This is a genomic window from Planomicrobium soli (assembly GCF_003014655.1).
Taxonomy (GTDB): domain Bacteria; phylum Bacillota; class Bacilli; order Bacillales_A; family Planococcaceae; genus Planococcus; species Planococcus soli_B.
In genome coordinates this window covers 61043-83053 of the sequence record NZ_PYAT01000011.1, presented here as the reverse complement: position 1 = coordinate 83053, position 22011 = coordinate 61043, and the positions used below count along the sequence as shown (strand labels likewise).

Annotated in this window: 18 protein-coding genes; 12 read left to right on the top strand and 6 right to left on the bottom strand. The window is 40.0% G+C overall.

The genetic code is table 11. The features are described from left to right. Positions 1–77 precede the first annotated feature (77 nt). On the bottom strand, positions 78–3281 hold the full coding sequence (locus B0H99_RS13825; RefSeq protein ID WP_106534277.1) for an efflux RND transporter permease subunit: 3204 nt from the start codon (positions 3279–3281) through the stop codon (positions 78–80). A gap of 14 nt (positions 3282–3295) precedes the next feature. Further along, the gene (locus B0H99_RS13820; protein WP_106534276.1) at positions 3296–4114 is read right to left on the bottom strand and encodes a TetR/AcrR family transcriptional regulator; all 819 of its coding nucleotides are present in this window, start codon (positions 4112–4114) and stop codon (positions 3296–3298) included. A gap of 227 nt (positions 4115–4341) precedes the next feature. Here B0H99_RS13820 and B0H99_RS13815 point away from each other — a divergent pair, with 227 nt between their 5' ends. Further along, entirely contained in the window at positions 4342–4863 is a 522-nt protein-coding gene (locus B0H99_RS13815; RefSeq protein ID WP_106534275.1) for a GyrI-like domain-containing protein, read from the top strand. Positions 4864–4923: 60 nt separating this feature from the next. Here B0H99_RS13815 and B0H99_RS13810 read toward each other — a convergent pair whose 3' ends face one another. Further along, on the bottom strand, positions 4924–5394 hold the full coding sequence (locus tag B0H99_RS13810) for a competence protein ComK (RefSeq protein ID WP_106534274.1): 471 nt from the start codon (positions 5392–5394) through the stop codon (positions 4924–4926). Between the two features lie 237 nt (positions 5395–5631). Between B0H99_RS13810 and B0H99_RS13805 the strand changes: the two genes are divergently transcribed. Both B0H99_RS13805 and B0H99_RS13800 read left to right on the top strand, forming a co-directional pair. After that, on the top strand, positions 5632–6132 hold the full coding sequence (locus B0H99_RS13805; RefSeq protein WP_106534273.1) for a sigma-70 family RNA polymerase sigma factor: 501 nt from the start codon (positions 5632–5634) through the stop codon (positions 6130–6132). Between the two features lie 59 nt (positions 6133–6191). Then, entirely contained in the window at positions 6192–7466 is a 1275-nt protein-coding gene (locus B0H99_RS13800) for a sensor histidine kinase (protein WP_106534272.1), read from the top strand. A gap of 31 nt (positions 7467–7497) precedes the next feature. Here B0H99_RS13800 and uvsE read toward each other — a convergent pair whose 3' ends face one another. Next, entirely contained in the window at positions 7498–8370 is an 873-nt protein-coding gene (uvsE, locus tag B0H99_RS13795; RefSeq protein ID WP_106534271.1) for a UV DNA damage repair endonuclease UvsE, read from the bottom strand. Between the two features lie 115 nt (positions 8371–8485). Here uvsE and B0H99_RS13790 point away from each other — a divergent pair, with 115 nt between their 5' ends. Beyond that, complete coding sequence (locus B0H99_RS13790; protein ID WP_106534270.1) at positions 8486–8971, top strand: SRPBCC domain-containing protein; 486 nt, start codon at positions 8486–8488, stop codon at positions 8969–8971. Between the two features lie 63 nt (positions 8972–9034). Here the strand turns inward: B0H99_RS13790 and B0H99_RS13785 are convergent, their stop codons facing one another. After that, positions 9035–9793 carry an NRDE family protein gene (locus B0H99_RS13785; RefSeq protein ID WP_106534269.1) on the bottom strand — a complete coding sequence of 253 codons (759 nt, stop codon included), beginning with the start codon at positions 9791–9793 and terminating at the stop codon, positions 9035–9037. 166 nt (positions 9794–9959) lie between these two features. Next, on the bottom strand, positions 9960–10883 hold the full coding sequence (locus B0H99_RS13780) for an LCP family glycopolymer transferase (protein ID WP_106534268.1): 924 nt from the start codon (positions 10881–10883) through the stop codon (positions 9960–9962). A gap of 342 nt (positions 10884–11225) precedes the next feature. Between B0H99_RS13780 and B0H99_RS13775 the strand changes: the two genes are divergently transcribed. The 8 genes from B0H99_RS13775 (at position 11226) to B0H99_RS13740 (ending at position 21835) form a co-directional block, all read left to right on the top strand. Beyond that, complete coding sequence (locus B0H99_RS13775; protein ID WP_106534267.1) at positions 11226–14531, top strand: ATP-binding protein; 3306 nt, start codon at positions 11226–11228, stop codon at positions 14529–14531. A gap of 22 nt (positions 14532–14553) precedes the next feature. Next, the gene (locus tag B0H99_RS13770; RefSeq protein WP_106534266.1) at positions 14554–15246 is read left to right on the top strand and encodes a response regulator transcription factor; all 693 of its coding nucleotides are present in this window, start codon (positions 14554–14556) and stop codon (positions 15244–15246) included. Positions 15247–15509: 263 nt separating this feature from the next. Further along, positions 15510–15926 carry a DUF4870 domain-containing protein gene (locus tag B0H99_RS13765; RefSeq protein ID WP_245894539.1) on the top strand — a complete coding sequence of 139 codons (417 nt, stop codon included), beginning with the start codon at positions 15510–15512 and terminating at the stop codon, positions 15924–15926. A gap of 34 nt (positions 15927–15960) precedes the next feature. Then, positions 15961–16749: a YveK family protein gene (locus tag B0H99_RS13760; RefSeq protein ID WP_106534265.1), complete on the top strand. Its 789-nt coding sequence runs from the start codon at positions 15961–15963 to the stop codon at positions 16747–16749. Further along, positions 16691–17386, top strand: coding sequence for a CpsD/CapB family tyrosine-protein kinase (locus B0H99_RS13755; protein WP_106534264.1), 696 nt, complete (start codon positions 16691–16693; stop codon positions 17384–17386). The genes B0H99_RS13760 and B0H99_RS13755 overlap by 59 nt, the downstream gene beginning before the upstream one ends. Before the next feature lie 40 nt (positions 17387–17426). Continuing rightward, entirely contained in the window at positions 17427–19301 is a 1875-nt protein-coding gene (locus B0H99_RS13750) for a polysaccharide biosynthesis protein (RefSeq protein WP_106534263.1), read from the top strand. 17 nt (positions 19302–19318) lie between these two features. Then, the gene (locus B0H99_RS13745; protein WP_106534262.1) at positions 19319–20695 is read left to right on the top strand and encodes a phenylacetate--CoA ligase family protein; all 1377 of its coding nucleotides are present in this window, start codon (positions 19319–19321) and stop codon (positions 20693–20695) included. Between the two features lie 177 nt (positions 20696–20872). Further along, the gene (locus B0H99_RS13740; protein ID WP_106534261.1) at positions 20873–21835 is read left to right on the top strand and encodes an ATP-grasp domain-containing protein; all 963 of its coding nucleotides are present in this window, start codon (positions 20873–20875) and stop codon (positions 21833–21835) included. Positions 21836–22011 lie beyond the last annotated feature (176 nt).

The following is a 22011-nucleotide window of genomic DNA, read 5'->3' as shown; positions in this document are numbered from 1 at the left end:
TTGATCCGAGGTGCGTTCAGAAGAAAGCTCACAAAAAGAGCCGGTACTTCCACAAAGGAAGTGCCGGCTCTTATAACTTAATGCGCTTCTTTTTTCCGGAACTTCGCAAACACTTCATAAACAATCGGTACGATAACAAGCGTCAATAAAGTTGAGCTGATTAAGCCGCCGATTACCGTAATCCCGAGTCCTTTAGAAATCAAGCCGCCGCCTTCTGCCCCAATGGCAAGAGGAATCAGTGCACCGACTGTTGCGAGTGCCGTCATTAATATCGGGCGTAGGCGTGTAGATCCTGCCTCAAGAAGCGCTTCGCGTGTCGTGAAGCCTTCTTTTTCTTTATGGATAACCCGGTCAATCAGGACAATCGCATTTGTTACAACAATTCCGATCAACATTAAGACACCGATTAATGCGTTGACGCTTAACGGTTCATTTGAAATCCATAGTGCTACAAGAACGCCGATTACTGTAAATGGCAATGAGAACAAAATTGCCAGTGGCGCAAGCGCGCCGCCGAAGGTAATGACTAGTACAAAGTAAACAATGGCAATCGCTGCAAGCATGGCAAGCCCAAGCTGCGTGAACGATTCATTAATTTGTTCGGTGATGCCCCCGTGGTCGATTGTCACTCCGCCAGGTAACCTAAGTTCGCTTACTTTTTTGTCAAGATTTGCAGAAATCTCTGCCGCGTTGTTGCCGAGCACTTCAGCGGATAAAGAGGCGTACATTTTGCCGTCTCTGCGGTTGATCGTGTCCGGTGATTTGCCTTCTTTGACCTCCATCAAATCACCGATAGAGACCATGGACCCTAGAACAGTCGGAATTTCGATCTTAGTAACGTCATCAATTCCGTTATATTGTGCTTTATCAATTTCGACGTAAACATTTACGTCCTTGCCTTCATGTTTCACAGTTGTAAGCACTGGAGCTTCGCCGGCATTGCCTATTGCCATGCCGATTTGTGCAGATGTCAGTCCAGCATGACCCAGCGTTTCTTGATTCGCCACTAATGTATACTGGTCATAAGCTTCTGAAAGGCTGGATTCGACTTTCTCGAGGCCTTTGTCTTCCTCCATCAACGGCTGGATATCATCAATTGCAGTTTGGATATCGTCTATATTGTTGCCGTAGACATACAATTCAAGGCCAGATGACCCAGTAGCAGCAAAGTCCATCGGCTGCCATTCGCCGGCACTTGTTTCGCTGTTCAGTTTTTCTATCAAGTTGTTGCCTTCATCGCTGAAGTTTTTGAACTTGCTGTCATATTCGATAAAGAAAAGTGCGGAATTGTCGCCGCCTCCGCCCATTGCGGCCATTGAGTTGCCGCTGCTGCCAATCGAATACTGGTAAGACGTGACGCCCTCACGAGCCCCAACCATTTTCTCAACGTCTTGTGCGATTTGTTCGACGTCTTGACGTGTTTGGCCAGGTTCCGGACTGTATGTCGCCATGACCATTTTTTGTTCTTCTTCCGGCAGGAAGCTGACGCCAATGACAGGAACTAAGAAAAAGCTTGCTGCTAGTAGGACTGCAGCGCCGCCGAATGTAATGATTTTGTGATTCAATGTCCATTCCAGGATGCGTTTGTAGCTATTGGCCATTTTCCCTGGTTTTTCTTCATGGCTTTTGTTTTTCTGTGCCGATAAGTTTTGAAGTTGCTTACTGTACATAGAGTGCGCAAGCATCGGCACAATTGTTACTGCAACAAGCAGGGAAGCCGAAAGGGCGAATACCACAGCTAAAGCAAATGGCAAGAACAATTCACCGATCTGCCCGCTGACTAGTGCAAGCGGCAAGAATACCGCAATCGTCACGATAGTAGAAGAAAAGATTGGAACGAACATTTCGCGTGTCGCTTCGCGAATCAATTCTTTTCCTCTCAGTTTTTCGCCTGGAAGAGCCATTCGGCGATAGATGTTTTCTATAACAACAATTGAGTCATCGATGACCCGGCCAATAGCGACGGTCAATGCACCGAGCGTCATGATATTTAATGTGATATCCATTTGATTTAACAAAAAAATCGCGATCAAAAGCGATAAAGGGATGGAAATGATCGAAATGATCGTCGTCTTGAAACTTCTTAAGAATACCAGGATGATAACCACAGCGAATAAGATGCCATACAATGCTTTACTGAGCATCGTTTCAACCGATTTCTCGATCGGTTCACCTTGATCGAAAGTAGAGGCAATGGTAACCCCATACTCTTCTTCTAGGTCTGAAGAAATGTTCTTGACTGCGTTGACAACTTCTACTGTATTGGCATCAGGTGCTTTAACGATTTGGATGCCGATCGAATCTTCCCCATTCGTGCGGGAGATTGATTCGGCTTCGCTGACCAATTTGATATCGGCCAGTTCACTCAGTGCAACTGTTGGAACTTCAGTTGGAGCTGCTGCAGCTTGAGTTGTCCCTGATGTACTTGCAGTAGCTGCTGGATTTGATTCCACCGCAGGAGCAGACGGCGCCGCGCCGCTTGATGCAATATCCGCTCCTGGAGAAGGTGCTGTCCCGGTTTCAGGTGCTGCCATCTGAGGAACGGCCGGAATTTGGATGTTTTTCAAATCCTCGATTGTTGAGATATTCCCATCAATAACTAGGTTCTTTATTTCACCATCAAAATCGGTCAATCCAAGCGGGAATGAGATGTTAGAACCTTGGATCATTTGCTGAATTGTTTCTTGTGTTAAGCCGTACTGTGCAAGTTTTTCGTCGTCAAAAGCCATAGTAACTTTTTGAATGCGCTGGCCGGATACTTGGGCATCCGATAAGCCGTCGATTCCTTCAAGTTCAGGCAGAATATTATCTTCAACCATTTTTGTCAATTCTTCTGAAGAATGTTCGGGGTCGCTGATGCTGAGTGCAAGAACAGGAAAGGCGTCCAGGCTGATTCGGGATACTTCCGGTTCATTTGCTGCTTCAGGAAGCGATACTTCAGCAAGTGCGGTTTCCACTTTGCGGGTAGCTTCATCCATATCGGTGTCAAATGTAAATTGGATTTGAAGCATAGAAGCGTTAGCCATGGATGATGAAGTCACCAAATCTACACCATTTAAATTCTGTATTTTTTGTTCTAATGGAATGGTAACTTGTTCGGCAATCTCATCAGGAGCTGCACCTGGATAAGTTGTAACAACAGTTACAGCCGGAATCGTAATATTTGGAATCGATTCTTGTTTCATAGTCAATCCGGCATAAAGGCCAGCCACTACGACCATAAGGGTTAATATCCATATAGCGAATTTGTTTTTTAAAGAAAAATCAATAACTTTTTTCAAGATCGGCACTCCTTCTATACGAACTTTTTCAAACGGTTAATGTCGTGTTCCAACTGCTCCTCTTGCTTTAAATAAACAAGCAAAGCATCAATCAGAAAATTCTTTGGTTCCTTTTTAGATAGCTCTTCTTTCAGCAATTCGAGGGAGGGCAACAGCTTGTCTTTTTCTGTAGAAAATGTCCGGATTTTCGATTCGATTCCTTTTAAAATTTCATCTCGTTGACCAAAAAAAGTCGGTTCTTCTGAAAGGACAGGCTCCAGTTCTTCTAATTGCTGAACAATTGCATTAATGCTTCCAGCAATAAAAGCGCTCAATTTTGTTGGAGAAGCTTGTTTATTCTCAAGAATCAGCGTTATGAAATACTCTCGGAGCATACCTCCGAGCACTGTTGCCAAATCAGAAAGAAATGGCTCTACTTTAGGCCCAAACGCCTCAAGGATGCTTTTTTTATGAGAAACCGTTGTAGAAGCTTGAAGTTCATGGAGGAGATCCGAAATTTGTTTGTTTTCGTTTGGAAGAAAATCTTTAAACACCATAAGGAAAAATTCCTGGTTGTCCAAGAACCGTTCAATTTTAATCGTTATGTTCCGACCGAAGACTTCTAGTGGATCTAACTGCTCAGAAAACTGAACTGTTGATGCTTCTCCAATAATTTCTTCATGATACTGCTTGAAAATTTCGATTAATATACTTTCTTTTGAATCAAAATGTTTATAAAACGCTCCCTTTGATATTCCCGCAGCTTGTGCGATTTCCTGAACAGATGTGTGATGAAATCCTTTCGCTGAAAATAAATGGACAGCTTGATTCATCAATTCTTTTTTTTTCGGCATATTTCCCCTCCTCAAAACCAATGAGTCACAAAATGTAACTCTGTGGTCACTGCTTTAGAATATAACTTCAAGAAGGCCAAGTCAATTTGTTTACTTAATTATCTATGGCATGTTTGTGGCAAAAAATTTAATCTATGCTGTAAAGGCATTCGAGCATACTTTAACTTCTATTTGGGTATTGCTTTTACATAGAACCTCCTTAAACAGAAGAGAAAGGAAGATGCCTGTTGGCAATTCGATTTATCAATGAGCCTACTGTAGAAAATCTGCCTGAACTTCCTTATGTAGGCATTGCTATTCAGACAACGCTTCTGCGATGGGAAAAAATGAACGAATTGATTGAGGAGCTATCTGTATGGCTTGCTCAAAAGGAATTAGAACCTGCTGGTCCAATGTTTTTCCGGTATTGGGTAATTGGGAATGAAGAGGAAGCTTCTCAAGTTGAAGTGGGAGTGCCTGTGGAGAGAATGGTAATAGGGGATGACCGGGTCATTTCAAGTTTCATCCCTGGCGGATCTTACGTGACGGCTTTGCATCAAGGACATCCGAACTATTTGGCGAAATCGTCGAACGAGTTGGAAATCTGGGCGAAGAAAGAAGGCATAGAACTGGACAGGAAATGGGAAGGTGAGATCGAGATTTGGAATGGGCGGTTTGAAAGTTATTTGACAGATCCTGCAGCGGAACCAGATCCAAACAAATGGGAAATCCGAATTTCCTACTTGATTTTGCGGGACGATGCTGCTTAAAAAGACACCTCTCTTTAGGTTGGGAAAGATGCCAGCCTAAAGAGAGGTGTCTTTTATTATTTAAGAATTATTTTTGCCGCGGACTCTCATATAGTAATACAGCATTTCGTACATCCGCGTCCGCTGTTTTTGCAGAGTATGAACAGATACGTTTACTTCAGCTGAAACTTGGTATTGATCGTAAATGAGACGGGTCTTAGTGGGGGTGATCGATTCCATCCGGTAATCCTGATTGAAAATCCATACGCATTCTGGGTGAGTCGGAGACTTGGTGGGATATGCAGCCACTCCGTCTTCTGAAATCAGAAGAGTGGTTTTTTTGTACTGATGCAGGTTATGTCGCGTTGCCTTAACACGTCCTTCATAGGTCGATGCGTAAAGCATGCATGCTTTGTTGATCAGTGTAAGGGCAGAATAAGAAGAATAAAATACACCGTCTTTCGTAACAATTTTTGATTTGCAACCGTTTTCAAAAGAAGATATTACAAACAACACAGATCGATCAATTAAGTTTTCATCAAAGTGCTTCAATAAATTGCTCCCCTTTCTTTATACTAGAAAAGTGTATCATTTGAACTATTCTTAATCAATACAATTTTTCTGAAATAGGATATTTATTTACATTTATATAGTTTCTATTTCCCTTTTATCTTATGCAAAGTATACGTTTGATAGACCAAATAGCACAAACTGCAATTGGCTTGTTTTCATTCTAACTTTTATATTGAATGGACCCGGGAATCAAACGAACGTTCAGAAGGAAAAAAAGTGGATCAATTTGAAAAGGTTTTGGATGAGTATACGCCAATGATTTCTGCCATCATAAGAAAGCTCCATATTTATCGTGATTTTGAAGTTTACAGGCAAGCAGGCAAGGTAGCATTGTGGCAAGCTTACGAGAGATTTGATAACACAAAAGGAAATTTTACGCCTTTTGCTTATCGCAGTATCTACGGAGCAGTGCTTGATGAGTTGAAACGTGAAGCCCGTTTTGCTGCGCGCATAACTAGAGTGGAGAACGAAAGCTTTGAAGAGTTGATAGATACACGTTATGCAGACGAATTGCCAGAGTGGCTCGATTTGGTTTCGTTAACTGCCAATGAACGCAAGTTGTTGGAAGCATTGTTCGTAGAAGGCAGAAGCGCAGCTGATTTGGCAGTTCTTTCTGGAGTAACAGTTGCAGGCATGAAAAAGCGGAGAGAGCGTGTATTGAAAAAAGTGGGAAATCAGCTGAGTGGGAAAAGCTTGAAGCCAAAAGGAATGGTCTAGGGGAAAAAGGAACTGTATAATGGATGGCGTGAATAACTGAACAGGAGGTGGCTAATCAGATGGAAACAGCGTCTGGCATGATTAACAATATTTTTTTTATCATTTTTCCTATCATTGTCTATCAAATGTTCGTTACTGCAGGCAAGCGAAACTTTTTTGTCAGCCACCGGACCATGCTGACCATCTTGTTCTCGTTATCTATCATTCTATGCATGAATTTTCCATATGAATTTATCACAAACGATTATATTTTTGATCTTCGGCAAGTTCCAATGATTGTCGGTGCTTTGTATGGTGGTCCGTATGTCAGTGCTTTCTTGTTTGTAGTAGCGGCAGTTTGCCGGATTCTTATCGGAGGGGAAGGTACGGATATCGCAATTTTGAATCAACTGCTCATTGCGGTTGCAGTTCCGCTATTGCAGCCTGCTTTTATGCAGATGCAGTGGGCAACGAAAATTCTCAGTGTTTTCCTTATTTCATTTTTTTCTTTATCTTTTAATTTATTGGCAGGGTATTTTTTGTTCGATCATCCGATTGACCGCTTATACGATATATGGCTCCTTTTAATGATTAACCAAGGTATTGTCAGTGTTTTGGCAGCTTTACTGATAGAACACATTATGCGGCAAGAATATTTGTTGAATTCACTATTGAAACACGAAAAAATGGACACAGTCAGCCATTTTGCGGCTGCCGTATCACATGAGCTGCGTAATCCCATCCAAGGCATAAAAGGATTTATACAATTAATGCAGAGATACGAATACAGCCGTGAAAAACAACTTGAATTTCATGAAACAATATTAAAGGAGATACAGGCGGCAGAAAGCCTTATTGATGATTATTTGGTATACGCGAAACCCTCTTATGGGCAAATGGTATGTATTTCTGTAAAGCGAGAAGTAGAGCACATTCTGAAGGTGCTAGGGCCATACGCTTTAAGCAATAATATAAACATAGTTGTCAAGTCACTAGATAAAGAAGCTTGTATCATGGCGGACCGGCAAAAATTTCATCAGGCGCTTGTCAATATTGTACGGAATGGAATTGAAGCAATGCCGACTGGCGGGAAATTTTACATTAACGTCGCAACTCATAACGCAGAAGTAAGCATTGAACTTGCAGATGAAGGATGCAGGATGACGAAAGAAGAAGTCCAACGCTTGGGCGAACCTTATTTTTCAACAAAGACAAAAGGCACAGGGCTTGGGATGATGGTCACATACAGTGTGATTCGTCAAATGGATGGGCATATCAAGGTTTCGTCGGCAAAAGGGAAAGGAACGGTGTTCACGCTTCTATTCCCGGCAGCAACCCGCACCACAACCAGATAATAAAAGCGGCTGCCTCTTTAGGCGGCCGCTCTTATTTGTTCAGTAATTTATGGACAAACGGCATCACCGCTTGTTCTTTCAGCTTTGCTTCAAACATAATGTCTGCGTCCGCGCCTTTTAATACTAAAAGAAGTTGGTTGAAATCTTCTTCGGAAACAAAATCATGATGGCGCAAATCCGTAAAGCCTTCTTTTCCGGTACTGATATGGATTTTTGGAGTGCCGAATCCTTTCCATGTAGCTAATATTTCGCTGAAATCGACCGGTTCTCCTTCGTTATTGACATTATGGTGGTGAATATCCAAACAAATAGGCACGCCGCACATTTTACTGACATCGAGAACATCCCGGACAGTAAATGTTTTATCGTCATTTTCAAGGCGGATCCTTCTTCGTAAGCTTTGAGACAGCTTCAGGAAATTTTCTGCAAAGCGTTTTTTTGCGGCTTCTTTGTCGCCGTAGGCTCCTCCTGTATGCAAGATGATATCATTCCCACCCAGCAGCCCAATCAGCTTGTCGTGATATTCAAGGTCTTCGATCGATTTCTGCAGCACTTCAGGCTTTTGAGCGTTCAACACCGTATACTGTCCTGGATGAACGGAAACTCGCATTTGATGGGTGCCAACCAACTCTCGTATTTGGCTTGCCAATAAAAGGAAGTCTGGGTCTTCCCACCATATCCAATCATTCACAGGATGAGTTGACAGTGGAACAATAGAACTGGACGCACGGTAAAATAAAATATTATTCTCTATATTCCATTGAATCACTTCAAGTGTAGTCTGCATATTTTTTAAGGTCAATTCTTTTATTTTTTGGGATCCTTCGGCTTCCACTGTTGCCACCCGCAGCGTTCTAAAGACGGTTTTCAGTTCTGTGTTCATGCAGGCATAGCCAAATCTCATAAATGCTCAACTCCTTCATTATGCTATACCCAACTCTGCCAGCCAGCATTCCTACCCGGCGGATGTTTCCTGTATAATAAAACATATCATAACAGACGAAGGAGGAGCAGGTGAGATGAGAGCTGAAATTATCCAAGTAGAGTATGGTTATACAGCAACTTTTGAACGCCGGTTTGTACAAAGCCCAGATCAGATGTGGGCAATGCTGACGGAAAATGAGAAATTACAGTCTTGGTTTCCAGAACTGAGAGTAGAAAAATTGGAAGAAGGCGGGTCCCTTTCGTTCCGTATGGGCGATGGCACTACCGACAGCCTGGCGATTACCGATTTTCAAGATGGAAAAGTACTGGCATTTGAGTGGGCGGAAGATGAAGTTCGTTTTGAACTTGAAGAGGAAGGCAGCGGCACAAAGCTTTGGCTTATCGAATTTATTAGCCGTTTCACACCTCATACTGCACGTGATTTGGCCGGTTGGCATGTGTGTTTGAATGTTATTCAAGCTCTTTTGGATGATAAGGCAATCGAGCGGAAGCAAGAGTGGGAGCGGGAATATCCAGAATATGCGCGGCTCATTGACAGTATGGGCGTTACGTTTGATTGAAATCGCTATTGATGGCCATAGAGAGAAATACAACCCCAGCCTTTCTGTATAAAAGGGCTGGGGTTATATTATGTTGAAATTAAAAATCTGTTCGCCATTGAAATCTCCTTTTTCGAATGTGCGTTCAGCAAATGTGACGCTGCCATCGTGGCTAATCAACACGACAGAAGCGGAGCGGGTTCCATAGTCGGGAGTTTTGATGAACATCGCCGACAATTTGCGTTCAAATTCAAGGCCAATTCCGGTATGGGGCAAATCAGAATCAGAAGCTTCTTCAGAATCTGCCAGAATTGCAAAAAGGGCGTCAAGGCTCACTTCTTTGGAAGAAGAAAGGTATTCGCCTAGATTTCTTTTTCCTCTTACTACTTTGGGCCAAGGCGTATCAAGAAGGTGGTTGCTTAGACCATATGTTCCTGGAGTGATTTCCAAAATTTCTCCCTGCAAATTACTATAATAGAACAAGCGGTCAGCATCAACGATCAATAAATTAAACCCTGTGTAGTCTGCCGGTTCAAGTGCCGTTAAAAAATCAATTGGCGATTGTGTTCCGGCAAGAAAATCCCGTACCAAAGCACCCCTGGAAATTTTTCCGGTTTCAGGTTTGGAAGGATCGCGGAAATTCGTCAACGCGGCAAATTTTCCTGTTTTGGTTATGCCAAGCCATGTCCCACCTTGCTGCAAATCCTTCCCAGCAAGCAAGAGGGGCTCATCATCCCAAAAATACGCTGGTTTTGTTGGACGTCCATAAAATTCATCCCGGTTAGCTGCTACAACTAGTTTGTATTTTGGGTGGTTTTGAAATTGAAAATTAATTAAACACATTATAGAGCCTCCTTTTTCATGATTATAAAGCACAAGGAGAAGCATGGGTAGAAAATAGCAAATTCATTATGATGCAATCTTAAGCATGGTTGTTCATTGGAACAAAAAAGAAGGCTGCCGAGGGTTCTCGACAGCCTCTACTTTTTTATTAAAGGAGTAAATTGTTTTACTTTATTTCCAGGTGATTCTTCAGTGTAAGTTGTACTTCTTCGAGTTCTTCCGGATCCATCTGATAATACCAGATTTTGTTTCTGATCTCGCCTGTCCCATTCTCAAAATAGATTTGGTCAATTGTTTTAACTGCGTTCCGATAATTTTTTTGAACTTCCAAAAGTTCGCCAAAGCTTATGCTGGTTTTTATGTTGTCACCTAAAGCGTTCAAAATCTCTTTATAGTTAAACAAAGAATTTGCCGAAGCGGTTTTATCCAATATGCTTTTTATCACTTGTTTCTGCCGATCTTGCCGGCCGAAATCTCCATTCGGGTCTTGTTTTCGCATTTGAACATAATACAATGCTTGCTCACCATTAATAGTCTGTTCCCCGAGCTTAAACTCTTCAAAGGCAATTGGGTTATCAACTGTTATGCCGCCCACTGCATCAACCATAGCTTGAAAACCTTCCATGTTCACTTGGACAGCATAATCGATAGGAATATCAAGCAGGTTCTCTACTGATTCCATCGACATCACCATTCCTCCAAAAGCATAGGCATGATTTATTTTATCCGATATTCCATAGCCTACAATTTCCGTATAGGTATCCCGCGGGATACTGACCATTTTTATAGATTCTTTTGCCGGATTAATAGTTAAGACGATGATGGTATCTGACCGCCCACGATCATCTTCACGTTCATCCACCCCAAGAAGCAAGACGGATATAGGTTTCTTTTCTTCTAGAATAACTTTTTCAGTGCGCTTAATCGACAGGTCTCTGGCTACAGGTTCATGAATTTCATCCAGTGTGCTTGCTGCATCCGGAACTAAAAAGAATAAATAAGTAGTGGCGACAAGAAGGATAAGGGCGGTAGCCCAGCCTATGCCATGGATCAACTTTCTTTTAGGCTGCCTTAAATTTTTCCTTTTCAATTTTTATCATCCCTTTCTAGGTCCATTAATGTGAAAGTAAGGAAGATATAGGAATTCTGAACCTACTAATGTATTTATATATACTAAATGCTTATTAAAGATAGGTCAATTTATTTAATTGAATTTTCAGAAATAAAAATGTTTAATTTTACTATGAGAAATGATATGATTTAATAAATCTATTAACCCATTAAATTTCTATAAGTTAGGTTTTTTATCCTAATGTTTTCTAATATTCAATAATTTCAGCTGGATTTACCAGTTCTATCTTTTCATTCAGAAAAAACTTTTGAACCAAGTGATTCGTTTTACAGATTGATTGAATAGTAGAGGTGTTTGCGTATGCCCGTTTTCTATCGTTACTTCTCCACAATAGTAAAATTTATCTTTATCTTTTTTGTTTTGCTATTTTTTGGAGGGGCTGGGGCACAAAATGAACAGGTTAAAGCAGGGGCGGAACTCCTGAAGCTTGATGAAACTACAGAACGTGTAAAAGCCAACAAAAATATACGGCTTCTTGAGGACCCGGAAGGCAAATATAGTATTGAAGAAGTAACCCAGTTGTATTTGGATGTAGAGTTTATGCCGACTGCCGGAGAAATTCCGAATGAAGGCTATACTTCCTCTGTTTATTGGGTAAAGCTCGACGTGCAAAACTTGGCGCCTGAAAAAACATGGCTGCTTGAGCTAAACGAATCAACAATAGATAATGCCATATTGTATACGCCAAATGCCGCTGGGAAATTTACGGCAGAAAAAGTTGGGCGCCTAACATCGTCAGGTGGTGGAGGATATTTTCAAAATAACTTCGCATTCGGTTTGAATGCCGACTCTGCTGCTACAAAAACATTTTACATGCGAGTACATTCATCGGGGCCGCTTCGATTGCCAATTACAATCTGGGAGCAAACTGCTTTTGAAGAGCATACTCGCAATACCACTTTATTAATGGGGCTATTCAGCGGAATCGGAGTTGCCATTTTATTTTTTTACTTTCTTCAGTTTATAAAATACCAGGAAAGCAGCTATTTTTATTTTGTTCTTTTTCTTCTATCGATGTTTTTTTCTGTTACTTCTATGGCAGGATTGGATTTTTCTTCTATCTGGCCTGAGTGGTCATGGTGGAGCCGCCATTCTCCCTTAATCTTTATTGGATTAAGCAGCATTTCTGTCTTGCTTTTAACAAAAAGTTTTTTAGATACAAGGCGTCGCTTGCCGAAGACAACAAGGTTATTCCACCTTCTGATCGGTGTAAATTTCACGCTTATTTTCATCTTGTTCTTCTCATATGAATCGGTTCGCTTGCTATTGCCCTTTGCTTTGCTGGCGTCAATGATCGCTGTTTTGGCACTAGCTTCGGTACTTTGGAAAAGTGGAATTCTTTATGCCAGATATTTCGTAGTTGCCGCTGTTTTATCTATAATAGGCATTGGCATTTTTGTATTCCTGAATATGGGAATCTTTCCTTTGACGATGAAAAATCAATTGGGATCTATTATGTCGGTCCTTACCGGAATATTGCTTTTTGCTTTCGGATTAAATGATAAGGCTTATGTAAGGGAAATAGAGAAAGTTGAACGTGAGAGGAAAGCTACTGAACGCCAGCGCCTTGCAATGGAGTCTTTGAAACACGCGACTGAACGTAAAGATGAGCTATTGGCTTTTACTTCGCATGGATTGCGGACCCCGCTCTACGGGATGATCGGTATTGCGGAATCCTTGCAGGAAGTTACAGCTGGACGATTGCCGCCGGCTATAAACAGCCAACTTGGCATGATTGTTTCAAGTGGGAAAAAACTGGCACATATGATAAATGACATTCTGGATTTTTCGAAATTGAAACAGAATACATTGGATATCCATGCCCAGCCAGTCGAATTTAAAGAAATTGCTGAAAATGTACTGGCTGTTTGCGGCTCGCTCGTCAAAGACAAAAAAATACAGCTTTATCATACGGTATCTTCTGATCTGCCTAAAGTAATCGCGGATCCTGAACGGGTCGAACAAATTCTATATAACTTGGTGGGAAATTCAATCAAGTATACAGAAGCTGGGGAAATAGCCGTTTCTGCAAAGAAAGTGGGAAAGCAAATAGAGATATCCGTTAGAGATACCGGTACAGGCATTCAAGAAGATCGACTTCCAAATTTATTTGAACCATTTCATAAAGAAATGAACGAAAAGGAAGGCCAGCTCGAAGGGGTAGGAATTGGATTGAATATTACAAAGCGGCTAGTAGAATTGCAAGGTGGCCGGCTTGATGTTGAGTCAGAGCTTGGTGTAGGTACGACGTTCAGTTTTACTTTACCTGTATATATTGAAGAAAACAGAGAAGAGCTTAAGCCGCCTAAAGAAGCTTTTATCGAGGAGTTGACGGCTTCCCAATTAGCGAATACTTTGGTCAACCGGAAAAGCGGAAAAAGGCATATTCGCATCCTGGTAGTTGAGCCTGATGAAATTAATCGCCAAATGTTGACTTATCAATTGATAAAGGAAGGCTATAAAGTGACCGGAGCAGCAGAAGGAAAAGAAGCGATTCAGCTGCTAGAGGATCAGCCGATGGATTTGATCGTTTTGGATTGGTCATTGGCAGATATGACAGGAGACGAGCTGTGCAGGCAAGTACGTATGAAGCATACCTTGACGGAATTGCCGATACTGATGTTATCCGATAAAGAAGGGGTACAGGAAAAGACGCATGCTTTTACAGCAGGAGCAAATGATTATTTAGTAAAACCATGTGATAAAGAAGAATTTCTTCTGCGTATAGAAACACTTGCAAACTTGAGAAGCCTGACACAAGAAATTACAAATTTAAATTATTTCCTGGAGCGCAATGTGAAAGAACGAACGATGGCACTTGAAATTACCAATATGAACTTAGTAACAGTGAACGATGAAATCCAGGAAATTGAAAAGGCGAGAAATGAGATGCTTTCTACGATTTCACATGAACTTGGGACGCCGATAACGCTGATTCACAGTTATATTCAAGCTGTCAAAGAAAGTTTGATTGATGAAAAAAATCCGCGATATTTGGACATGATCCATAATAAGCTGCTGCTTTTAGAGCGTCTTACGGAAGATCTTGTAGAGCTGGGGAAATACAAATCCGGCAATATGACACTGCGGTTTCAAAGCGTTCGCTTAGGTAATTGGCTCGATCGCCTTATTCAAGGAATGGAATCGGATGTTAAACAAAGCGGCAGGTTCTTCGAGCATGTCAAAATAGAGCGCAAAGATTGGCAAAATAACTTGATGTTATCTATTGATGTTGACCGGGTAGATCAAGTTTTTTCAAATGTTCTCTGGAATGCAGTAAAACATACTGATTCCCAAGAAGGCAAAATTACCATTTCAGCTGAGATTTTCTCAAAAGGAAAAGAAGGAGCAGTGCTGGAGCACGAAGAATTTGATGCAGAAGTCATTATAAAAGTAGCCGATACAGGCTGTGGCATCGACGAAGAAGTGCTTCCACATATTTTTGACCGCTTCTTTAAAAAAGGAGACTCGTCCGACTACAAAGGCAGCGGACTTGGTTTAGCGATTGCGAAAGAAATCATCTTATCCCATAAAGGGGAAATTTGGGCTGAAAGTGAAAAAGGCAAAGGCAGCGTATTCTATATTGCTTTGCCGCTGGGTTTTTAATGTATAAATTGGAGGGAAGCTAATGAAAAGCGCCACTGTATTGATAGTTGAAGACGAAGATGGTATCCGTGAACTGATTCGTTTGTTTCTTGTGAAAAAAGGATATCGGGCAATTGAAGCGGAAGACGGCTATGAAGCGATGGATCTTTTAGCAAAAGAAACGCCGGACTTAGTTTTACTTGATATTGAAATGCCGGGGATGAACGGTCTCGAAGTGTGTGAACAGATTCGTATGCAAACCAAATTGCCAATTTTGTTTGTTAGTTATAGGAAAGAATTAACATATAAAATACAAGGACTTGAAGTAGGTGGAGATGACTACATCACAAAGCCGTTTGACTTCAATGAATTGGAAGCCCGCATTAGAGCTATACTTAGACGGAATGGCTGGACAAATGGAGAAGAAGAAAAACTTTCTGTGTTGGAATTCAAAGATTTGCATATTCATATTGATGCAAGAGAGCTATACATTAATGGAGAACCTGTAAGGCTATATCACAAAGAATTTCAACTGCTTTTGCTTCTGGCGCAAAATCCGAATCGTGTTTGGACTGCTGAACAACTGTATGACCGGGTTTGGGGATATTACTCAGATGGAGATATGCAGACTGTAAAAGTTCATATCAGCAACTTGAGGCGTAAGGTAGAAAAGGATCCGGCAAATCCAGTATACATTCATACTGTACGAGGTTTTGGCTACAAATTCTCCTATTAATAAAATAAAAAGCACTTTTTTCTTTGTCATCGTGACATAGGAAAAAGTGCTTTTTTTGTTATCCCCACAGAAAACAAAGCTATTCAGAATAAAACTCAGTGTTATATTAAGCAGTTATTATAATCCATGAAGATAATCTTAAGATATAAACATCATATAAATTACCAATAATTAAATATTAAAACTAATTGAATATTTTAACTTCTTTTTAACCTTCCCCCTTTAGTATTGGGTCAAATGATTTATAAAAAGGAGGAAGAACAATGGTTGGAAATCAATTTAAAATTTCGGAGAAAAAAAACCTTAATAGCTTAGAGAGTCAGACAGTCTTCAAACAAACAAATCATTCTAATGCTCCAGGAACATCGTTAGGCTTGCCGGAAAATATTACTGGATCGTTGGCATATTTGTTTGGCTTTTTCACTGGTATAATTATCCTTTTCTTGGAAAAGGAAAATCATTTTGTGAGATTCCATGCTATTCAGTCTATTGGTATATCACTCGTTTTCTTAGTGCTTTTTAATGGCTTGGGCATGCTGCCTGTTATTGGATGGTTGGCTGAAGTTATCTTATCGCCTATTGGCTTAGTATTATGGATTATTTTTATGTTAAATGCCTACGATGGCAAGTATTCAAAATTCATCTACATCGGAAACTTTGCTGAAAAGCAGTTCCGTTAAAAAATTACTTAAAACAAAAATAGAGGTGACCAAAATGGAGAGCACGTTCAACATTAAAGAATTTTTTAAGAACATGAAAAAAAGGCTTCCAATTATTCTTATCATGACATTTTTGATTACAGCTTTATTTGGAATCGCAAGCTACACATTATTGAAGCCGATTTATCAAGCTTCCACCCAGCTTCTTGTTAACCAAACGGTTAAATCAGGAGAAGAAGGCACTGCCTTAAGTATCGATGACAATCTTCAATTGATTAGTACGTATAACGTTATTATTAAAAGCCCGGTAATTCTTAACGCAGTTATCGAAGAACTTAAACTTGCTGATACGGTTGCTACATTAGATGAAAAAATAACAGTGAGCAGCACAGAAAATTCCCAAGTGGTCCAGATTGCTGTTGAAGATGAATCAATGAGTCAAGCGGTTGCCATTTCAAATACTGTTGCATCTGTATTTCAGGCAGAAATTAAAAGTTTAATGAATGTGGATAATGTAAAAGTTTTAGCGCCAGCGGTAGAATCCGCAAATCCTTCTCCAGTAAAACCAGACCCATTTTTAAATATGGCAATTGGAGCTATTCTAGGGTTCATGCTGGGAACCGGGATTGCTATTTTATTGGATCAGATGAATACAACAGTACGGACAGAAGAAGATATTGAAGAGATCATTGGCCTTCAAGTTCTTGGAATTGTCAGCTCAGCCAAGACTGAGAAGGAATTTAAAAAATCTGGAGTTATCTATGATCAAAAGGAGATGGTGGAAAATGTGGAAAACGAAAAACTCAAAACTATCAGCAACCCGAAAATTGGTGGCTCGTACTAATCCAAATTCAATTGTGTCAGAGCAATATCGAACTATCCGCAGCAACATCAACTTTTCGCTTCCAAGCGATGAAATGAAAACTTTGCTTTTCACTTCAGCTTCCAAAGAAGAAGGCAAGTCCACTACTTCAGGAAATATGGCGATTGTTTATGCGGAGGCTGGCAAAAAGGTCTTATTGATCGACGCCGATATGAGAAGGCCAACCTTGCACACTACTTTTCGAATGAGCAACAGAATCGGGTTATCACACCTTCTTTTGGGAAAAGGCCGAATGCAAGACGCAATCAAGAAAAGTGGAATCCGTGGGTTAGATCTATTGATGAGTGGACAAGTACCATCTAATCCAGCGGAACTACTGGATTCGGAAGTGATGGATAACTTGCTGGATGAAATGAAAGAGAAATACGACATCATCTTGATCGATTCCCCTCCTATTCTAGCTGTAACCGATGCGAAAATATTGGCGAACAAATGCGATGGAACAATTTTAGTTGTGAATACCGGAAAAACAGAAAAACAAAGTTTATCAAAAGCGCGTGACGCTTTAACAACTGCAAGAGCATTTATCCTGGGGGTTGTCTTAAACAATTACGAGGTTAACAAAAAGAATGATTACTATCAAAGTTATGGCAGTTAAGAAGGCAGCCGAAATCGAAAAATGAGAAGGGGTAATTCAGTTGACTATTAAAAAAAGAATTATTTCATTGTTTTTCATTGATTCGTTAATCATTCTTTCTTCCATTTATGCTTGTTACCTATTCTTATATCCTTCTGAGAATGTGCTAACCAACCGAATGCTTTTCATAAGTACGATCACTCTTTTTATTGCTCACCATTCGTTTGCTTGGCATTATGGCTTATATCGGAAAGTATGGTCTTACGCTTCAGTGGATGAAGTAAAATCCATCGTCAAAGCGGTCACTTTTACGCTTTTTGTCGCTCTTATCATGCAGTATGCCTATGCTGAAGTACTATATGCGAGAACGCTGATCTTAACATGGATGCTGCTCGTTTTATTCCTGGGGGCCTCTAGAATTTCGCTCCGGGTATTCAACGAACGATCGCTTAATCGGAAAAAGCACCAGTTGAACCGAACAATGGTCATAGGCGCAGGGCAAGCTGCTAGAATGATCGCCCAACAAATGAAGTTGAACCCTGAATGGGGTAAAAAACCAGTTTTGTTTGTGGATGACGACAAAACAAAATGGAGCCTGGAAATTTACGGAATTGAAGTGGCCGGTTCGATAAAAGATATTCCTGCACTTGTTGCAAATCATCAAATTGATGAAATTGTTATCGCCATACCATCTCTTTCCAAAAAAGAGATGGCAGATTTGACGAAGCTATGCATCGGAACAGGAGCAAGAACCCAAACCGTCCCAAGATTCGAAGATTTGATCAATGGCAAACTTACAGTTAAAGATATTCGGGATGTGAAAATTGAAGATCTTCTTGGGCGTGAAGAAGTAAAACTTGATATGAACATGATAGAAGAGAAGCTTGCGCAAAAAACCATTATGGTGACAGGAGCTGGCGGCTCAATCGGTTCTGAGTTATGCAGACAGATAAGTTTATTGCAGCCCGCCCGCATTTTATTGCTTGGGCACGGCGAGAATTCCATATACACAATTGATATGGAGTTGCGTGGGAAAGTATCGAAAGACACAGAAATCATTCCTATCATCGCTGATGTCCAGGACAGGGAACGAATCTTTCATATCATCGGTAAATACAAACCAGATTTCATTTATCATGCGGCAGCCCATAAACATGTTCCGCTGATGGAAGCAAATCCAATGGAAGCGGTAAAAAACAATATTTTTGGCACTAAGAATGTTGCAGAAGCGGCCCATAAACATGGAGTAGGCAACTTTGTCCTTATCTCTACTGATAAAGCAGTCAACCCGCCAAATATTATGGGGGCTTCAAAACGTTTTGCTGAGATGGTCGTTCAAAATCTGGCGAAGTCCAGTGAAACAACATTTGCTGCAGTGCGATTTGGAAATGTGCTTGGTTCACGTGGCAGTGTGGTTCCTTTATTCCGTGAACAGATAGCTAAAGGAGGCCCTGTAACTGTTACGGATCCTGAAATGACCCGTTATTTCATGACGATTCCTGAAGCTTCAAGGCTGGTAATTCAAGCTGGATTACTTGCTTCCGGAGGAGAAGTCTTTGTTTTGGATATGGGAGAACCGGTGAAAATAGTCGATTTGGCAAGAAACATGATCAAATTGTCAGGCTACGAGGAAAGTGAAATTAAAATACAATTCACAGGAATGCGGCCGGGAGAGAAGTTATATGAAGAACTTCTTGATCCAAGCGAAATACAAGACGAAAAAATATTTCCGAAAATTTATATTGGCAAATCAACTCCGATTAGCCAAATAGAGTTGAATCGTATTTTGAGCAATCTTCCTACGATGCCTGCAGAAGAAGCAAGAACAACTTTGCTGAAGTTGGCAAACCGCAAGACCCGGCAGCCTGATTTGCAGGAAAGCTGGAAAGAAGAAGTTAAATTTGCAAAAAAATTAAATGTCCTCACAAATCAGTAAGGCGGGAGGCGGCTGATATGCGTACTCTATCAATGAAGATATATAATAACTCTCCCATAATCCTTCAAAACATGATGACATGTTTTGAAGGATTTAGAATAAGTAAAAATAGATATGGAGAAACTTATTTCAAATTTTTAAGAAAATTAGAGAACCGAAATTGCTCTGATGCAGAAACTACAAAAGAATATCAGGAAAAAGAGTTGCGGAAACTGATCAAGCATGCTTTTTCAAAAAGCTCTTTTTATAAGGAGTTTTATAAAGAAATAGATTTGGAGAAAATACAAAGCTTAGAAGACTTGCAAAAACTGCCTATTTTGACTGAAGAAATGGTCCGTGAAAATTTAGCTTCCATATACACGATCAAAGAGCCAGCCGCAATTGTCGAACGGACAATTAGCCAGACAGGAATACCTTTGAAGTTTTTATTTACAAAAGAAGATGTGCAAAAAAGATTGGCATTTATTGATTTTTTCAAAAAACAGCATGGTGCTATCAATTTGGAAATGAAGCGTGCATCTTTTAGTCCAAATCCGTTTATCCCGTCTAAACAGCGCAAAAAAATATTCTGGCGAGAGAACTACTATGTGAAGCAACGATTATATTCAACTTACTTTTGCAATCAAGAAAATGCATATGAATTTGTCCGGAACTTGGACGAGTATAAACCGGATTTTATCGATGGCTTGCCGTCAGCGATTTTTGAACTAGCAAAATATATTAATGAAAATAAAATTATATTGTCTTTTCGCCCTGTAGCAATTTTTACTACAGCAGAACCGCTGCCTCCTTATTACAGATACGAAATTGAAAAAGCGTTCGATTGCCCTTTGCGCCATTATTATGCCGCTGATGAAGGCCTGCCTTTTATCATGGAGTGTTCAATCGGCAAAATGCATACCATTTCAAATTCTGGAATTATTGAAGTGAATAATGAAGGAGATGCCATTGTAACTTGTTTCAATACATATGGGACTCCATTGATCCGCTATAATATTGGCCCGCAATTTAAGTTGTTGAAAAGAGAATCACGATGTCTCTGTGGCTCAGTTCACCCAATCGTCGAAGAATTAGCAGATAGAAAAAATGATTTTCTGGAATCTAAAAGCAAAGGGAAATTTACAGCTTTCTATTTGGCGAAAGTAGGAAATACTTTGCCAAATAATATTCAAAAACTGCAATTTATACAAAATTCTTTAGAAACTATTGATGTTTTTGTGGAGGGGGCACCTGATTACACGAATACCATAACAGAAGAAATACATGAAAAAATGCAATATACATTTGGAGAAGACATGATATATAATATAAGAATAGTAGAGAAAATACCAAATTTTCCAAATTCTAAAAACCGCTTTGTCGTAAACAATCTTATTAAAAACGCTGAAATTTAATAGTGAGGCCTTGGGGACTGCTTTAAAGGAACTATAATTGGCTACAAGGAATACTTTATTTTCTATAGAGTTAATAAATAAAATTTAAAGAATATTGCCGGCATATTTTGTTAGAAAAATACTTACGGAAGATTCTTGAAATCTTATTGTCAGGAAAATTGGAAATGAGGATAAGATATGAACATACTAATTTTATGTGCTGGCCGCAGAGTCAAGATTGTTCAATATTTTAACAAGGAATTGGCAAAAGTTAATGGCTTGGTATTTACATGTGATATGGATATGTTTGCTCCTGCTGTTTACTTCTCTGAAAAGTTTTTCAAGGTACCCAAAATAAATGATGAAAATTATGTAGACGACATCATAAAAATTTGTTCCGACAATAATATTGACGCTTTAATTTCAATGATTGATCCTGAACTGGAGCTAATAGCGGGAAATTATGAAAAGTTTAAATCTCATGGAATCACTCCAATCATCTCATCGTTGCCGATGGTGGAATTGAGTTTCAATAAATATGCTATGCACCGTTTCTTGATCGAACGTGGTCTGCCTTCTGTGCCGACCTTCTATGATTTAGAGCAAATAGGAGCAGCTATTGGAAAAGGAAATATCAGTTTTCCGCTGATATCAAAACCAGTGACTGGCAGTGCGAGTTTAGGAATTACTACAATAAAAGATGAATACGAATTTGAGAATTACAGAGAAAGTTCTATTCAGATGGTTTATCAGCCATTTTTCAAAGATAAGGAGTTTGGTGTAGACGTCTACGTAGATATGGTAACAGGTGAATTGGTAGATCTCTTCATTAAAGAGAAGATTAGTATGAGAGCGGGCGAAACAGATAAATCAATTTCCATTCACAATAAAGAAATAGAAAATATTGTTAGGGACTTTGTCAGCCAAACCGAGTTTAAAGGACCTATTGATATTGATATTTTTGAGCATAATGGGAAATTTTTTATTTCTGAAATAAATCCTCGGTTTGGTGGCGGGTATCCACATGCATATGAATGCGGAATAGATTTCCCGGCCTACATCGTCAATAATCTTAATGGAATCTCTAATGCACCTTACACTGGATTTGGTTATGAGAAAGGGAAAATCATGGTGAAATTCGATGATTTAATTTTATTATGAAACATATGAAGAACAGGAAAAAGCCGGCAGCATTGTGCCCGGCTTTTCCTGTTCTTCAACTAAAATAAAGTTTTCAGTAGCCAGCAAATATAGATTGGTGATCATTCGGCTACTTATTAATTTTAGGTGTCTACTTAATAGAAAATGGGTATAAGAGTAGTGAGATAAAAGGAGGA

What these genes read in the sequence shown, in the direction of transcription:
- B0H99_RS13820 (WP_106534276.1), bottom strand. Translation starts at nt 4,114, where the DNA reads ATGCCGAAAAAAAAAGAATTGATGAATCAAGCTGTCCATTTATTTTCA.
- B0H99_RS13800 (WP_106534272.1), top strand. Translation starts at nt 6,192, where the DNA reads ATGGAAACAGCGTCTGGCATGATTAACAATATTTTTTTTATCATTTTT.
- uvsE (WP_106534271.1), bottom strand. Translation starts at nt 8,370, where the DNA reads ATGAGATTTGGCTATGCCTGCATGAACACAGAACTGAAAACCGTCTTT.
- B0H99_RS13790 (WP_106534270.1), top strand. Translation starts at nt 8,486, where the DNA reads ATGAGAGCTGAAATTATCCAAGTAGAGTATGGTTATACAGCAACTTTT.
- B0H99_RS13785 (WP_106534269.1), bottom strand. Translation starts at nt 9,793, where the DNA reads ATGTGTTTAATTAATTTTCAATTTCAAAACCACCCAAAATACAAACTA.
- B0H99_RS13775 (WP_106534267.1), top strand. Translation starts at nt 11,226, where the DNA reads ATGCCCGTTTTCTATCGTTACTTCTCCACAATAGTAAAATTTATCTTT.
- B0H99_RS13770 (WP_106534266.1), top strand. Translation starts at nt 14,554, where the DNA reads ATGAAAAGCGCCACTGTATTGATAGTTGAAGACGAAGATGGTATCCGT.
- B0H99_RS13765 (WP_245894539.1), top strand. Translation starts at nt 15,510, where the DNA reads ATGGTTGGAAATCAATTTAAAATTTCGGAGAAAAAAAACCTTAATAGC.
- B0H99_RS13760 (WP_106534265.1), top strand. Translation starts at nt 15,961, where the DNA reads ATGGAGAGCACGTTCAACATTAAAGAATTTTTTAAGAACATGAAAAAA.
- B0H99_RS13755 (WP_106534264.1), top strand. Translation starts at nt 16,691, where the DNA reads ATGTGGAAAACGAAAAACTCAAAACTATCAGCAACCCGAAAATTGGTG.
- B0H99_RS13745 (WP_106534262.1), top strand. Translation starts at nt 19,319, where the DNA reads ATGCGTACTCTATCAATGAAGATATATAATAACTCTCCCATAATCCTT.
- B0H99_RS13740 (WP_106534261.1), top strand. Translation starts at nt 20,873, where the DNA reads ATGAACATACTAATTTTATGTGCTGGCCGCAGAGTCAAGATTGTTCAA.